Below are 13,743 nucleotides of genomic sequence, written 5' to 3' on the forward strand. Positions count from 1 at the left end.
CGATGAGGCGTGCAGATGCATAGGTGGATGGCGGCGGCGCTCGGCGTCGCGACCGTGGCGGCGACGGGCGGGTGCGTGAACGTGAGCGCGCCGGACAAGCCGATCGAGATCAACCTGAACATCAACATCACGCAGGAAGTGGTGTATCGTCTGGATGGCGAGGCGAAGAACCTGATCCAGCAGAACCCGGGGATTTTCTGATGCGCAAGGGAATGAAGATCGTGTTCGCGGCCGCAGCGGCGGTGGCGGTCACCGGTATGGCGGGTGCCGCCTGGGCGCAGCGCGACCCGGCCTATGAAGCCGCGCGCGAGGCCGGCAAGGTCGGCGAGCAGCCCGACGGCTATCTGGGCATCGTCGGCAGTGCCACGCCGGAGCTGCGCGCGCTGGTCAACAGCATCAACATCAAGCGCAAGGCCGCCTATACCCGCGGCGCCAGCAACGGCGCGACCGTGGAGCAGTTCGCCTTCGTGTCGGGCTGCAACCTGATCGCCAAGACCCGGCCGGGCGAGAAGTACAAGGGCCCGGACGGCAGCTGGAAGACCCGCGGCGCCGGCGCGCCCGAGCGCGACCCGCGCTGCGTCTGACCGCCTGAGCCGCCGTCCTTGATCGGACGGCGGAGAATCGCCCCCTTGCGGCTGCGTTCGCGCCCCATTGTCGGCCGCCTTTCCGCAGCGTAGATTTCGCGCCGTGCCGCCAAGGCACCGGCCGAAACTGCGGCCGAACGGGGGAGGGGCGGAATGGCACCGGCGCAGCTGAGTGTGATCTTCTTTTTGCAATTGTTCGCGATCGTCGCGGTCTCCCGCGGCGTAGGCTGGCTCGCCCGGCGCTACCTGGGACAGCCGCAGGTCGTGGGGGAGATGATCGCGGGGGTTATCCTGGGCCCGTCGCTGTTCGGCCTGCTCGCGCCCGATCTCCAGGCGATGCTGTTCCCCAAGGAAGCGCGCGGCATCCTCTACGCCGGCGCGCAGCTGGGCGTCGGGCTCTACATGTTCCTGGTCGGGCTGGGCTTCCGCGCCGATCACTTCCGCAGCAATGCCGGGAGCGCCGCCGCAGTGTCGCTGTCCGGCATGGCGGCCCCGTTCCTGGTGGCAGTCGCGATCACGCCCTGGCTGGTCGGCATCCCCGGCCTCTTCTCGCCCAGCGTCACCCAGATGCAGGCGACGCTGTTCATGGGCGCGTGCATCGCGATCACCGCCTTTCCGATGCTGGCCCGCATCATCCACGAGCGCGGGCTTTCGGGCACCCCGCTCGGCACGCTTTCGCTGTCGGCGGGCGCGATCGACGATGCGGGTGCCTGGACGGTGCTGGCGGTGGTGCTCGCGACCTTCGGCGACGGGCCGATGGTGGCGGTGAAGGCGATCGGTGGCGCGATCCTGTTCGCGGTGGTGGTGCTGGGCCTGGGGCCGCGCATGCTGGCGCCGCTCGGCCGCCGGGCGGAAGCGCGCGGCGGGATCGCGCAAGGCGACCTGGCGATCGCGCTGATGCTGTTCCTGGGCGCGGCCTTTGCGATGGACGCGGTGGGCATGCACGCGGTGTTCGGCGGCTTCCTGCTGGGCGTGGTCATGCCGCGCGGGGTGTTTGCCGAGGGGCTGCGCCGCCAGCTGGAGCCGGTGACGGTGGTGCTGCTGCTGCCGATGTTCTTCGCCTTCTCCGGCCTCAACACCCAGCTGACATTGGTCGACAACCTGGGGCTGCTGGGCGTGACGCTCGCGATCCTTGCCGCGTCGGTGCTGGCCAAGGGCGGCGCCTGCTGGGCGGCGGCGCGGCTGACCGGGCAGGACAATCCGACCGCGCTCGGCATCGGCGCGCTGATGAACGCGCGCGGGCTGATGGAGCTCATCATCATCAACATCGGGCTGCAGCGCGGGATCATCGGCCCGGCGCTGTTCTCGATCCTGGTGCTGATGGCGATCCTGACGACGCTGATGGCGTCGCCGCTGTTCGAGCTGGTCTATGGCCGCCGTGCCCGCAGCACCGGTGCGCTCGGCACGCTGTCGGAGGAGGAGGGGATCAGCGCGCGCGAGGCGGTCGCCGCGCGCTGATCCCGCTCACGGCCGGGGCGCGGTGGCGTCCCCCGGCCGGGCACGGGGGGCGAACTCGACGAAGGCGGTCATCGCCGTCCACACGGCCAGGGTCGGCATCAGCTTGGGCGGCAGGGTGGTGCCCGCAGGGCCGATCAGCGCCACCACCTGCGGCAGGCAGGCGATCCCGACCGCGGTGTAGACGAAATAGACGAACCGCCGCTGGCTCGACGAGATGTAGAGGATGCTGATCACGATTGCGGAGCACAGCACCAGCACCAGCGTGAAGCCGGCGGTCTCCAGCGTCTCGGTGCCCGCGAGGACGAAGCCCAGCACCGCCCCGAAGAAGATGTTGATCCCGTTCAGATTGGCCCGATATTCTTCGTCGGTCATGCGGGCGCCGTCGAACAGACGCCTGGCGAGTTTGCGCACGGCTTGCTCCCCCCTGTTTCCCTTGCGAGAGCATCGCCCGAAGCTGCGGCCTTGGCAACGCGCAAGCAGCGGGCGTGGGGCCTGTTGCAGCGATGCTGCACGCGTGCCGCAGGAGGCGGTGCAGAACTGTTACAAAGGTTGACTTGAAACGCACCCCTTCCTAAACGGGCGCCGCCTTGGCGGGGTTGCTCGCCGTACATGCGTTCCTCCCCCGAACAATGCTTTAGGAGAGGATGGCGCATGGCGGAAAACGGCCCCGGGCAGGACCCTTATGGTTCCGAGGATTCGCGTCTCACGTCGCTGGAACAGCGGCTGAAACAAGCGAATCATGCGGAGGCCGTGCGGACGGGGCGTGCGAAGGCGGGGGTCGATCGGAATTATTCGCTCGGCAACCGCGTGCTCGCGACGCTCCTCGGGTCCCTTGTCGGCGGCGCGCTGATCGGCTGGTTGCTAGACCGCTGGTTCGGAACGTCGCCCTGGCTCCTGCTCACGCTGCTTGCCCTTGGGGTAGGCGCCGGGTTCAGGAACATCATCAAGATTGCTGGCGAGCGCCCGGAATAACCGGGCGTTCATCGTATTGGCGGTTGGAAGAAACGTGGCGCAAGGCGGATCCAAGATCGACCCGATGCATCAGTTCCTGATCGAACCCGTGTTCGGTCAGAGCTGGAACCTGTTCGGGTATAATATTGCCTTCACCAACTCCACGCTGTGGATGGTCGCGACGCTCGTCGTCCTGTGGCTGTTCATGCTCGGCGGCATGAAGGGGCAGACCGTCCCCGGTCGCTGGCAGATGGCGGTGGAGAGCTTCACCGGCTTCATCGGGGACATGCTGACGGCGAACATCGGGCCGGAGGGCAAGCGCTTCCTGCCGTACGTGTTCTCGCTGTTCATGTTCATCCTGATCGCGAACATCCTGGGCCTGCTGCCGTTCGGCCTGGTCCCGGGCGTGCATCCGTTCACCGTCACCAGCCACCTGACCGTCACCGGCGTGCTGGCGATCATCAGCTTCGCGCTGGTGCTGATCGTCGGCTTCTCGCGCCACGGCCTGCACTTCTTCTCGCTGTTCGTGCCGCACGGCACGCCCTGGTGGCTGCTGTGGCTGATCCCGGTGGTCGAGCTGTTCTCGTTCCTGGTGCGCCCGTTCAGCCTTGGCCTGCGACTGTTCGTCGCGATGACGGCGGGCCACATCCTGCTGAAGGTGCTGGCGGGCTTCGTGATCAACGGCCTCAATGCAGACGCCGTGTGGGTCGCGCCGCTGGTGGCCATCCCCAGCTTCATCCTGATGATCGGCATCACCCTGCTTGAGCTGCTGGTGTGCGCCATCCAGGCTTACGTGTTCGCGCTGTTGACGTCGCTCTACCTGAACGACGCCGTCAACCTGCACTGATCTTTCCAACCAACAGATACCCAACAGGAGTTTTATCATGGACGCAGAAGCCGCAAAGCTGCTCGGTGCCGGTCTCGCAGCCATTGGTGCGGGCCTTGCCGCACTCGGCGTGGGCAACGTCTTCGCCAAGTTCCTCGAAGGCGCGCTGCGCAACCCGGGTGCCGCCGACGGCCAGCAGGGCCGCCTGTTCATCGGCTTCGCCGCCGCCGAGCTTCTGGGCCTGCTCGCGTTCGTCGTCGCGGTGCTGCTGATCTTCGTCGCGTAACTTCTTTTCGTGACCGGCCGTCGCCCATGCGGGCAGGCGGCCGGTGACGGAAGCACACGCGAACGAACGGGAACCACCATGCCGCAAATCGAACAGATCGCTGCGACCTATGCCTCGCAGATCTTCTGGCTGCTGATCGTGTTCGGCCTGATCTATTTCGGGATCGGGCGGGGCATGGTGCCGAGGATCCAGGGCACGGTCGAAAAGCGCGACGCGCAGATCGCCGACGACCTCGCCGCCGCCACGCGCGCCGGCCAGGAAGCCGACGCGACCGAGGAGGCATGGCGCACCCGCATGGCGGAGGCCCGCCAGGCTGCGCTTGCCGAGACCAACGCCGCCAAGGCGAAGGCGACCGCCGACGCCGCCGAGCGTGCGAAGGCTGCCAATGCCGCCATGCAGGCGCGCCTGGATGCGGCCGAGGTGGAGGTCAACCAGGCCCGTGCGAGCGCGCTCGCCAGCCTGGAGGACGTCGCCGCCGACGCTGCCCAGGGGATCGTCGCCAAGCTGGCCGGCATCGAGGTCAGCCGCGAGGCTGCCGCCGACGCCGTCCGCAAGGCGGTGGCCCATGGCTAATGTGAACGGATCGACGATCGTGGCCGAACGACTGGACCATGCCGCGGCGCTGGAGCCGCTGGAAAAGCAGCCGATCCGCGGTGAGGACGGGCTGACGGCCGAGCCGATGCACAGCACCGGCGTTCCGGATCAGCACCACGAGCCGAGCCCCACCGCCTGGGGCATGGATTCGACCGGCTGGGTGGCGGTTGCCGCCCTGCTCACGATCCTGCTGCTGGTGTGGCGGCGTGCGCACAAGGGCATCGCCGGCGTGCTGGACACGCGGATCGCGACGATCCGTACCCAGCTCGACGAGGCCAAGCGGCTGCGTGCCGAGGCCGAGGCGCTGAAGGCCGAATACGCCCTCAAGGCGCAGCAGGCCGATGCCGAGGCAGCGGCGATGCGCGAGCACGCCCATGCCGAGGCGGCGTCCATCGTCGCCAAGGCGGAGGTCGACGCGCAGGAACTGACCAGCCGCCGCGCCAAGATGGCCGAGGATCGCATCGCCGCGGCCGAGCGCCAGGCGATCGCCGAGGTGCGCGCCAAGGCCGCCGACGCGGCTGCCAAGGCGGCGGCATCGCTGATCGCCGAGCGGCTGGGTGCCGAGGGCGACCGCACGCTGATCGACCGCACCATCGCCGGTCTGGGCGCGGGGCTCGGCCGACCGCACTGATCCAAAGACATGGGCGGGGACCCTGGTCCCTCCCACAGCCTGACAGGGGCGCCGCTTCTCGGGTTTCCGGCGGCGCCCTTTTCCTTTTCCAGAGCCCAGGAGTGTTTCTCATGGCCTGGATCATCCTGGGCATCGCCGTCGTCACCGAGATCTGCTGGGCGCTAAGCCTGAAGTGGGCCGGCACGCAGGCGACGATCGCCGCCTCGTCGGTGCCGATCATCCTTTCCTTCGTGAACATGGGCCTGCTGGCGCTGGCGATGCGCGGCATCCCCGCGGGCACCGCCTATGCGGTTTGGACGGGGCTTGGCGCGGTGGGCGTGATCATCGGCGGCTCGGTGCTGTTCGGCGACCGCATCGGCCCGATGCAGGCGTTCTTCATGGCGCTGATCGTGATCGGCGTGGTCGGCACGAAGCTGTTCGCGCGGATTTGAGGCCTCGGGGCTGAGCGCCCCGGACGCCCTCTTCGTATCCTCGCGCAGGCGGGGATCCAGGGCCAAGCAGACCAACGGCTTGCGGTGCTTGGCGCCCTGGGCTCCCGCCTTCGCGGGAGCACGAGAGAGGCGCAACATCCCGCCCCTTGTTTGTACCCCGGCGAAGGCCGGGGCCCAGTTGGGGGACGGTCGGGAGGGTGCGTGACCTCGCCGAGGCCTTCCCAACTGGGCCCCGGCCTCCGCCGGGGTACGGCTGGTCGGCGGAAGGCTGAGTTGCCCGACCTCAACGCTAGCGGGGGAGGGTGAGACTCCCTAGATCGGCACGCAATGTCCGATCCCAATTCTCCGAGCCGATTCAACGAGGAAAAGGCCGCCTACACCGTGCGCGGCGGCACCGATGCGCCCGACCTGGAGGCGGGCGTCGCGGCGATCCGCAACGTGCTCGCGACGCTGCCGGTGCGGCCGGGCGTCTATCGCATGCAGGATGCGCGCGGCGACGTGCTGTACGTCGGCAAGGCGCGCGCGCTGAAGAACCGGGTGGCGAACTATACCCAGGTTTCGCGGCTGTCGAAGCGGCTGCAGCGCATGGTGTCGCAGACGCGGTCGATGACGATCGTCACGACCAACAACGAGGCGGAGGCGCTGCTGCTCGAGGCGCAGCTGATCAAGCGCTATCGCCCGCCGTACAACGTGCTGCTGCGCGACGACAAAAGCTTCCCCTTCATCCTCCTGCGCGCCGACCACGACTTTCCGCGCATCCAGAAGCATCGCGGCGCCCGGCGCGCGAAGGGCAACTATTACGGCCCGTTCGCGAGCGCGGGCTCGGTGACGCAAACGCTCAACGCGCTCCAGAAGCTGTTCCTCTTGCGCAGCTGCACCGACAGCTTCTTCAAGACGCGCGATCGCCCGTGCCTGCTCCACCAGATCAAGCGCTGTTCGGCGCCCTGTGTCGGCCGCATCGACGAGGCAGGCTATGCCGAGCTGGTCGGCGACGCCAAGGACTTCCTGGCCGGCAAGTCGACCAAGGTGCAGGCGAAGCTCGGCGAGCAGATGACGGCGGCGGCCGAGAACATGGACTTCGAGCTGGCGGCGGTGCTGCGCGACCGGCTGAAGGCGCTGACCTTCATCCAGGGCAGCCAGGCGATCAACGCCGATGGCGTGGGCGACGCGGACGTGTTCGCGCTCGCGTGCAAGGAAGGCACGATCGGCATCCAGGCCTTCTTCATCCGCGGCGGCCAGAACTGGGGCCATCGCAGCTTCTTCCCGCAGCACACCAGCGACGTGCCCGAGGACGAGGTGCTCGCGAGCTTCCTGATGCAGTTCTATGAGGAGGTGCCGCCGCCGCGAAACGTGTTCGTCGACCGCGAACTCGCCGAGGCGGAGCTGCTGGGTGAGGCGCTGGCCGAGCGCGCCGGACACAAGGTGGCGTTGTCGGTGCCGCAGCGCGGGCCCCGCCGCCGGCTGCTGGAGCAGGCGACGCGCAACGCGGTCGAGGCGCTCGACCGGCGCAACGCCGAGTCGACCACCCAGGCCAAGCTGTTGCGCGAAGTCGCCGACCTGTTCGAGCTGCCTGAGCCGCCCGACCGGATCGAGGTGTACGACAACAGCCACATTCAGGGCACGGCTGCCTTAGGCGCGATGGTGGTCGCGGGGCCGGAGGGCTTCCGCAAAGGCCAGTATCGCAAGTTCAACATCCGCAACAAGGACACCGTACCGGGCGACGACTTCGGCATGATGCGCGAGGTGTTCGCCCGCCGATTTGGCCGAGCGCAGGCGGAGGATCCGGATCGCGATTCGGGCGAGTGGCCGGACCTGGTGCTGATCGACGGCGGGCGCGGGCAGCTCAACGCCGCGCGCGAAGTGCTGGAGGATCTGGGCATCGAGGACGTGTGCTTGGTCGGCGTCGCCAAGGGGCCGAACCACGGCCGCGAGGGGCGCGAGGTGTTCCACCTGATGGACGGGCGCGAGTTCACCCTGCCGGTCAACGCGCCGGTGCTGTTCTACCTCCAGCGACTGCGCGACGAGGTCCACCGCTTCGCGATCGGTGCGCACCGGCAGAAGCGCGCCAAGGCGATGGGCGCGAGCCCGCTCGACGAGGTTCCGGGCATCGGCCCCGCCCGCAAGAAGGCGCTGCTGATGCACTTCGGCACCGCCAAGGCGGTGCGCGGCGCGAGCCTCGCCGATCTGCAGAAGGCGCCGGGCGTGTCGGCCGCGGTCGCGCAGCAGGTGTACGACTTCTACCACGCGCGGTGAGGGGTTTCGTGCTCCCGCGCAGGCGGGAGCCCAGGGTTCCAAATGGCGGCAGCTGTTGCTCTGCCTGGCCCTGGGTTCCCGCCGTCGCGGGAACACTGGATTAGCTGCAGGCAAGCTTCAGTCGCACTTGCGGGCGGAGCGGCAATGGACCCTCACTTTCGTCAGGACCGCGAACGGATCTGAAGAAGGCTTCCGCGACACAGGCCTGTCCCCGTACCCCGGCGGAGGCCGGGGCCCAGTTGGGAAGGCCTGGCGAGGTCACCCCCCCCCTCTGGTTCGTCCCCCAACTGGACCCCGGCCTCCGCCGGGGTACTGCTTTGCGCGAGTTATCAAAAGTGCGCCGTGTACCCGCCGTCGACGGCGAGCACCTGGCCGGTGACGTAGGACGCCTCCGGTGCGGTCAGGAACAGCACCGGGCCGACGATCTCCTCCGGCCGGCCCCAGCGGCCGAGCGAGGTGCGGGTGGCGAGATGCGCGGCGATCGCGGGGTCGGCGACCATTGCGGCATTGGCTTCGGTCGCGAAGAAGCCGGGCGCGACCGCGTTGACGGTGATGCCGCGCGGGCCGAGTTCGGCGGCAAGCGCGCGGGTGAGCGCCTCCAGCCCGCCCTTGGATGCGGTGTAGGCGGCGTCCCCGCTGCGGGCGATCGGCCCGGCGATCGAGGTGATGTTGAGGATGCGGCCGCCCGCCGCCATGCCGGGCGCGAGCCGGCGGGCGAGATCGAACGGCGCGACCAGGTTCACCTCCAGCATGCGGCGGACGGCGGCACGGTCGAGGTCGGCGAGCGGCCTGCGGTCGCGGTGGCCGGCGTTGTTGATGAGGATGTCGATCAGCGGCAGCGCATCCACGCACGCGGCGAGCGCGGCGTCGTCTTCCAGGTCGACGACCAGAGGCTCGGCGGAGCCACCGTCCGCGGCGATCGCTGCGGCGAGCGCCTCCAGCGCAGCGCGGCGACGGCCCTGGAGGAGGACGTGCACGCCCGTTTGCGCGAGGCCGCGGGCGATCGGCTGCCCCAGACCGCCCGAAGCCCCCGTCACCAGCGCCGTGCGGCGTCCAAGCCTGTGGTCCTGTTCCATGGCAGCGCCATAGCGTGGCCGGGGCAAATGCCGAAGCGCCGGCGCGTCTGCGGGGGACGCGCCGGCGCCGGGATCAGACCAGCTCGCCGAGGGCCGAGGCTTCGAAGCCCTTCACCTTGGTGGCGTCGCCTTCGCGGATACGGGCGACCCAGTCGGGGTTGCTGATGAGCGCGCGGCCCACCGCGATCAGGTCGAACTCGTCGCGTTCCATGCGCTCGATCAGGTTCTCGATGCCGACGGTCGAGGAGCTTTCGCCGCCGAACGCCGCCAGGAACTCGCCCGAGAGGCCGACCGAGCCGACGCTGATGGTGGCCGCACCGGTCAGCTTCTTCGCCCAGCCGGCGAAGTTCAGGCCCTTCTCACCGTCAAGCTCGGGGAACTCGGGCTCCCAGAAGCGGCGCTGCGAACAGTGGAGCACGTCGGCGCCGGCATCGACCAGCGGCTGCAGCCAGTCGGCCATCAGCTCGGGCGTTTCGGCCAGGCGCGCGGCATAGTCCTGCTGCTTCCACTGGCTGAGGCGCAGGATGATCGGATAATCGGGGCCGACGGCCTCGCGCACCGCCTTCACCACCTCGCCCGCGAAGCGCGAGCGCTCGCGGATGGTGGCGCCGCCCCAGCGATCGGTGCGCTCGTTGGTACCCGCCCAGAAGAACTGGTCGATCAGATAGCCGTGCGCGCCGTGCAGCTCGACGGTGTCGAAGCCCAGCCGCTTGGCATCGGCGGCCGCGCGGGCGAAGGCGGCGATGGTGTCGGCGATCGCCTCCTCGCTCATCGTCTCGCCGCGCGGCTTGCCGGGGGCGAGCAGGCCCGACGGGCTTTCGACCGGTGCGTCCGGCTCCCAGCCATCCGGGCCGACCGTGGAGCCGGTATGCCAGATCTGCGGGCCCATCTTGCCGCCGGCGGCGTGGACGGTGTCGATCACCTGCTGCCAGCCGGCCAGCGCCTGCTCGCCGTGGAACAGCGGGATGCCCGCCATGTTGCGCGACGCGGGGCGGTCGATCACCGTGCCTTCGGACAGGATCAGGCCGACGCCGCCCTCGGCCCGACGGCGATAATAAGCGGCCTGGGGCTCGCCGGGGATGCCGGCCGGCGCGAAGCCGCGCGTCATCGGCGCCATGACGATGCGGTTGGCAAGCTCGAGCGACTTGATGCGGAAGGGGCGGAAGAGGACGTCGGCGGAAGCGGACATGCAGGGGGGCTCCGTTCAAAACAGGAGCCGCTCAGGTATACACCGCAAGGCGAAGGTCAATACCGTACCGGGCGGTATCGAAGGTGCGTTCCGGAAACGGATCGATGCCCGGGAGGGGTTCTCGATGCTTGCGCGGGTTGCGGTCCGGCACGCCGCACCAGGCCGGACGCCGGAACTCCGCAAGCTTCTGAAAAAATGCACCGATGCTGCATGAAATGCCCATTTGCGCGGCTCCGAAACCGGCCTAGGCTGGCGGCGGGGAAGAGGGGGACTTCATGCGATATCGTTGTGCGTCGGCGCTGGCACTGCTGCTGGCATCGGCTCCTGCCCGGGCCGGGGACAAGCCGCTGTATCAGCCGGCGCCCGATTGGGTGAAGCCGGCGCCGCCGATCGACACGGGCAAGCTGGACGGCGAGTCGCCGGTGGTGATGCTGTTCGACCAGCAGCAGCGGCTGCACGACGGCCAGAGCTGGGCCTATACCGACAGTGCGACCCGGATCGCCTCTGCCCAGACGCTCAACCAGGCGGGTACCGTGCAGCTGCCGTGGCAGCCGGACGGCGGCGACCTGATCATCCACCGCGTCGAGATCCTGCGCGGCAATGAGCGCATCGACGCGCTTTCCAAGGGCGAACGCTTCACGGTGCTGCGGCGCGAGGAGCAGCTGGAGCAGCTGCAGCTGACCGGCGTGCTGACGGCGACCATGACCGTGGAGGGGCTGCGCGTCGGGGACGTGCTGCGCGTGACCTTTTCCAACACCAACAAGGATTCGGCGCTGGCGGGCAACGTCCAGACGGTAATGCCGCTGGTCAGCGAGCCGCTGCGCGTCGGCTTTGCCCGCGCGCGCCTGTTGTGGGACGGCGCCACCCCGGTGAAGTGGAACGCGCACGGCAAGGGCACGCCGCCGATGCCGATGCGCGCGGGCGCCTATCAGGAGCTGGAGGTGACCGTGCCGCTGGCGAAGGCGGAGGAACTGCCGGGCGACGCGCCGGCCCGCTTCCGCCGCCTGGAGATCCTGGAGGCGACGAGCTTCGCCGACTGGCAGGCGGTCTCGCGCACCATGGAGCCGCTCTACCGCACCGCGGGGCTGATCGCGCCGGGAAGTCCGCTCGCGGCGGAAGTGGCCAAGATCAAGGCGGCCCATGCCACGCCGATCGACCGGACGGCCGCCGCACTGCGGCTGGTGCAGGACGAGGTGCGCTACCTGTTCAACGGCATGGCGGGCGGCAATTACCACCCGCAGTCGCCGGCCGACACCTGGCAGCGCCGCTATGGCGACTGCAAGGCGAAGACGCTGCTGCTGCTGGCGCTGCTCCATGCCCTGGACGTGGAGGCGGAGCCGGTGCTCGCGAGCATCGGCATGGGCGATCTGGTGGCGGAGCGGCTGCCGAGCGCGGCCGCGTTCAACCATGTGATCGTGCGGGCGACCGTCGACGGGCGCACGCTGTGGCTGGACGGGACCGACTCCGGCGTCCGGCGCGAGGACCTGGGCGACACGCCGCCGTTCCGCAACGTCCTGCCCCTGCGCACGGCGGGCGCCGGGCTGATGCCGCTGCCGACGGTCGCGCCGGCACGGCCTCAGGGCCGCTCGATGCTGGAGATCGACCAGAGCGCGGGCTTCACCCTGCCGACGCCGTTCAAGGCGACGCTGGAGGTGCGCGGCGCGATGGGGCAGGAGCTGAACCTCGCAGCCTCCCAGGCCGACCGCCAGCAGAAGGACGAACTGGTCGGCGGCATCCTGTCGCGCCTCTTGGGCGGCGCGCTGATCGTCGATCGTTCGATCCGCTGGGATGCTGCCAGCGGCATCGCCACGATCGAGGCCTCCGGCATCGCGGACAGTGCGTGGGAGCTGGAGGAGCAGAAGCTCCGGCTGGGGCTGGACCGGGCGATCGGGCAGCTGAGCTTCGAGCCCGACCGGTCGCGCACCGCCTGGCAGCAGCTGCCCGTCGCGACCAACGGCCCCTCGCATACTGAGGCGACCACCCGCGTACACCTGCCGGACGGCGGCAAAGGCGTGACGCTGGAGGGCGACCGCGAGCTTTCGGGTCGCTACGCCGGTCTGACGGTTCAGCGCCGGGTGACGCAGGAAGGTGGATGGCTGGTCGCGCGCGACGTGCTGCTCGCCGACGGTGCCGAGATCGCGCCGGGCGAGATCGCGGCGCAGCGCGCCCGCGTCGCCCAGGCCAAGAACCGGCTGCTGGTGGCCGTGGCGCCCGAGCAGCGGCCGGCGCATTGGGAAGAGGTGATGGCCGCCCGCCGCGACAAGCGGCTGGGTGCGCTGGAGGCGGTCTTCGCCAAGGATCTGGCGGCGAACCCCAAGTCCGCCGAGGCGTTCGAGCGCCGGGCGCGGTTCCGCACCGGCCTCTACGATTGGCGCGGCGCGCTGGCGGACGTGGACCAGGCGATCGCGCTCGGCGCGACGATCGACCGGTACCTGTGGCGCGCGGAGTTGCACCAGCAGGTCAACGATGACGCCAAGGCGCTGGCCGATCTGCGCGCGGCCGAAACGCTGGAGCCCGCCAGCATCCCCGTGCAGCTCGCGATCGCGCAGTTCGAGGCGGAGCATGGCCAGGCGACCGCGGCGCTCGCCCGGATCGACCGGCAGAGCCCGACCGGCGGCGAGCAGCGCAGCAACCTGCAGCTGGTGCGCAGCAACGTCCTGGCCGAAGGAGGGCGCGTCGATGATGCGCTCGCCTCCCTGGATACGGCGGTGAAGACGAGCCCCGGCCAGGCGACGCTGCTCAACGGGCGGTGCTGGTTGAAGGGGACGCGCAACGTCGCGCTCGACACGGCGCTGCGCGACTGCACCAAGGCGATCGAACTCGCGGAAAGCCCGTCCAGCATCCTGGACAGCCGCGGCATGGTCTACTTCCGGATGAACCGGCTGGACGACGCGCTGGCGGACTTCGATGCGGCGCTGGAGATGGCGCCGGGGATGCCGGCCTCGCTGTTTATGCGGGGCGTGGTGCGCAAAGCCAAGGGCGATGCGGCCGGCAGCGCCGCCGACTTCGCCGCGGCAACGCTGCAATCGCCACGCATTGCCGAGGAATATGCCCGCTACGGGATCAAGCCCTGATCGCTTGAGCCGACCTCCGTCGGGCAAAAGAAACGGGCGGCCCGGATGTCCGGGCCGCCCGTCGCGTACCAGAAAGGTGCGCTTACTTGCTGTCGCTCGCAGCGTCCGAGACGGCATCGCCTGCCGACGAGACGTCGCGGCCCGCGCCCTCGACCGTGTTGCACGCGCTGACCATCAGCGCGCCGGCGATCGCCATCAAACCAAAAACCTTGCGCATGAAATCCTCCATGAACCGTTGAATCTGCAGGATGGGAATGCCTCGCCGCGATTTTCGTTCCGCAATCGGATCGACCACGCGAAAACCGCGCGCTGCTGTTGCAGCGCTGCCGCGGTGGGATCTCGATGCTGGAAGGAATGTGGGCCCGGAAGCGTCACCGGGGGGGGGGGAGG

Annotated in this window: 15 protein-coding genes; 11 read left to right on the top strand and 4 right to left on the bottom strand. The window is 69.4% G+C overall.

What is annotated here, in order from left to right; genetic code table 11:
• Positions 1 to 27 precede the first annotated feature (27 nt).
• The 3 genes from MHZ35_RS11185 to MHZ35_RS11195 all read left to right on the top strand — a co-directional run bounded on the left by MHZ35_RS11185 (position 28) and on the right by MHZ35_RS11195 (position 2,042).
• A complete protein-coding gene (locus tag MHZ35_RS11185) occupies positions 28 to 201 on the top strand; it encodes a YnbE family lipoprotein (RefSeq protein ID WP_239435660.1) in 174 nt (57 codons plus the stop codon).
• Positions 201 to 584, top strand: a complete 384-nt coding sequence (locus tag MHZ35_RS11190) for a YdbL family protein (protein ID WP_239435661.1) — start codon at positions 201 to 203, stop codon at positions 582 to 584. The genes MHZ35_RS11185 and MHZ35_RS11190 overlap by 1 nt, the downstream gene beginning before the upstream one ends.
• A gap of 153 nt (positions 585 to 737) precedes the next feature.
• Positions 738 to 2,042, top strand: coding sequence for a cation:proton antiporter (locus tag MHZ35_RS11195; RefSeq protein WP_239435662.1), 1,305 nt, complete (start codon positions 738 to 740; stop codon positions 2,040 to 2,042).
• A gap of 6 nt (positions 2,043 to 2,048) precedes the next feature.
• Here MHZ35_RS11195 and MHZ35_RS11200 read toward each other — a convergent pair whose 3' ends face one another.
• On the bottom strand, positions 2,049 to 2,453 hold the full coding sequence (locus MHZ35_RS11200) for a hypothetical protein (protein ID WP_239435663.1): 405 nt from the start codon (positions 2,451 to 2,453) through the stop codon (positions 2,049 to 2,051).
• Between the two features lie 240 nt (positions 2,454 to 2,693).
• Between MHZ35_RS11200 and MHZ35_RS11205 the strand changes: the two genes are divergently transcribed.
• The 7 genes from MHZ35_RS11205 (at position 2,694) to uvrC (ending at position 8,014) form a co-directional block, all read left to right on the top strand.
• A complete protein-coding gene (locus tag MHZ35_RS11205) occupies positions 2,694 to 3,014 on the top strand; it encodes an AtpZ/AtpI family protein (protein ID WP_125959025.1) in 321 nt (106 codons plus the stop codon).
• Positions 3,015 to 3,048: 34 nt separating this feature from the next.
• Positions 3,049 to 3,840 carry a F0F1 ATP synthase subunit A gene (locus tag MHZ35_RS11210; RefSeq protein WP_342453521.1) on the top strand — a complete coding sequence of 264 codons (792 nt, stop codon included), beginning with the start codon at positions 3,049 to 3,051 and terminating at the stop codon, positions 3,838 to 3,840.
• 37 nt (positions 3,841 to 3,877) lie between these two features.
• A complete protein-coding gene (locus tag MHZ35_RS11215; RefSeq protein WP_055927075.1) occupies positions 3,878 to 4,105 on the top strand; it encodes a F0F1 ATP synthase subunit C in 228 nt (75 codons plus the stop codon).
• Positions 4,106 to 4,183: 78 nt separating this feature from the next.
• A complete protein-coding gene (locus MHZ35_RS11220; protein WP_239435664.1) occupies positions 4,184 to 4,678 on the top strand; it encodes a F0F1 ATP synthase subunit B family protein in 495 nt (164 codons plus the stop codon).
• Positions 4,671 to 5,330, top strand: a complete 660-nt coding sequence (locus MHZ35_RS11225; protein WP_239435665.1) for a F0F1 ATP synthase subunit B family protein — start codon at positions 4,671 to 4,673, stop codon at positions 5,328 to 5,330. Before MHZ35_RS11220 ends, MHZ35_RS11225 begins: the two co-directional genes overlap by 8 nt.
• Positions 5,331 to 5,440: 110 nt before the next feature.
• Positions 5,441 to 5,761, top strand: coding sequence for a DMT family transporter (locus tag MHZ35_RS11230; RefSeq protein WP_239435666.1), 321 nt, complete (start codon positions 5,441 to 5,443; stop codon positions 5,759 to 5,761).
• Positions 5,762 to 6,088: 327 nt separating this feature from the next.
• Positions 6,089 to 8,014, top strand: a complete 1,926-nt coding sequence (uvrC, locus tag MHZ35_RS11235; RefSeq protein WP_239435667.1) for an excinuclease ABC subunit UvrC — start codon at positions 6,089 to 6,091, stop codon at positions 8,012 to 8,014.
• Positions 8,015 to 8,343: 329 nt separating this feature from the next.
• Here the strand turns inward: uvrC and MHZ35_RS11240 are convergent, their stop codons facing one another.
• Both MHZ35_RS11240 and MHZ35_RS11245 read right to left on the bottom strand, forming a co-directional pair.
• The gene (locus MHZ35_RS11240) at positions 8,344 to 9,090 is read right to left on the bottom strand and encodes an SDR family oxidoreductase (RefSeq protein ID WP_239435668.1); all 747 of its coding nucleotides are present in this window, start codon (positions 9,088 to 9,090) and stop codon (positions 8,344 to 8,346) included.
• A gap of 73 nt (positions 9,091 to 9,163) precedes the next feature.
• On the bottom strand, positions 9,164 to 10,279 hold the full coding sequence (locus MHZ35_RS11245; RefSeq protein ID WP_239435669.1) for an NADH:flavin oxidoreductase: 1,116 nt from the start codon (positions 10,277 to 10,279) through the stop codon (positions 9,164 to 9,166).
• Positions 10,280 to 10,554: 275 nt separating this feature from the next.
• Between MHZ35_RS11245 and MHZ35_RS11250 the strand changes: the two genes are divergently transcribed.
• The gene (locus MHZ35_RS11250; protein WP_239435670.1) at positions 10,555 to 13,353 is read left to right on the top strand and encodes a DUF3857 domain-containing protein; all 2,799 of its coding nucleotides are present in this window, start codon (positions 10,555 to 10,557) and stop codon (positions 13,351 to 13,353) included.
• Positions 13,354 to 13,435: 82 nt separating this feature from the next.
• Here the strand turns inward: MHZ35_RS11250 and MHZ35_RS11255 are convergent, their stop codons facing one another.
• Positions 13,436 to 13,570 carry an entericidin A/B family lipoprotein gene (locus MHZ35_RS11255; protein ID WP_125959015.1) on the bottom strand — a complete coding sequence of 45 codons (135 nt, stop codon included), beginning with the start codon at positions 13,568 to 13,570 and terminating at the stop codon, positions 13,436 to 13,438.
• Between the last annotated feature and the right edge of the window lie 173 nt (positions 13,571 to 13,743).

The organism is Sphingomonas sp. ACRSK, from assembly GCF_022346685.1.
In the GTDB taxonomy this organism is placed as follows: domain Bacteria; phylum Pseudomonadota; class Alphaproteobacteria; order Sphingomonadales; family Sphingomonadaceae; genus Sphingomonas; species Sphingomonas molluscorum.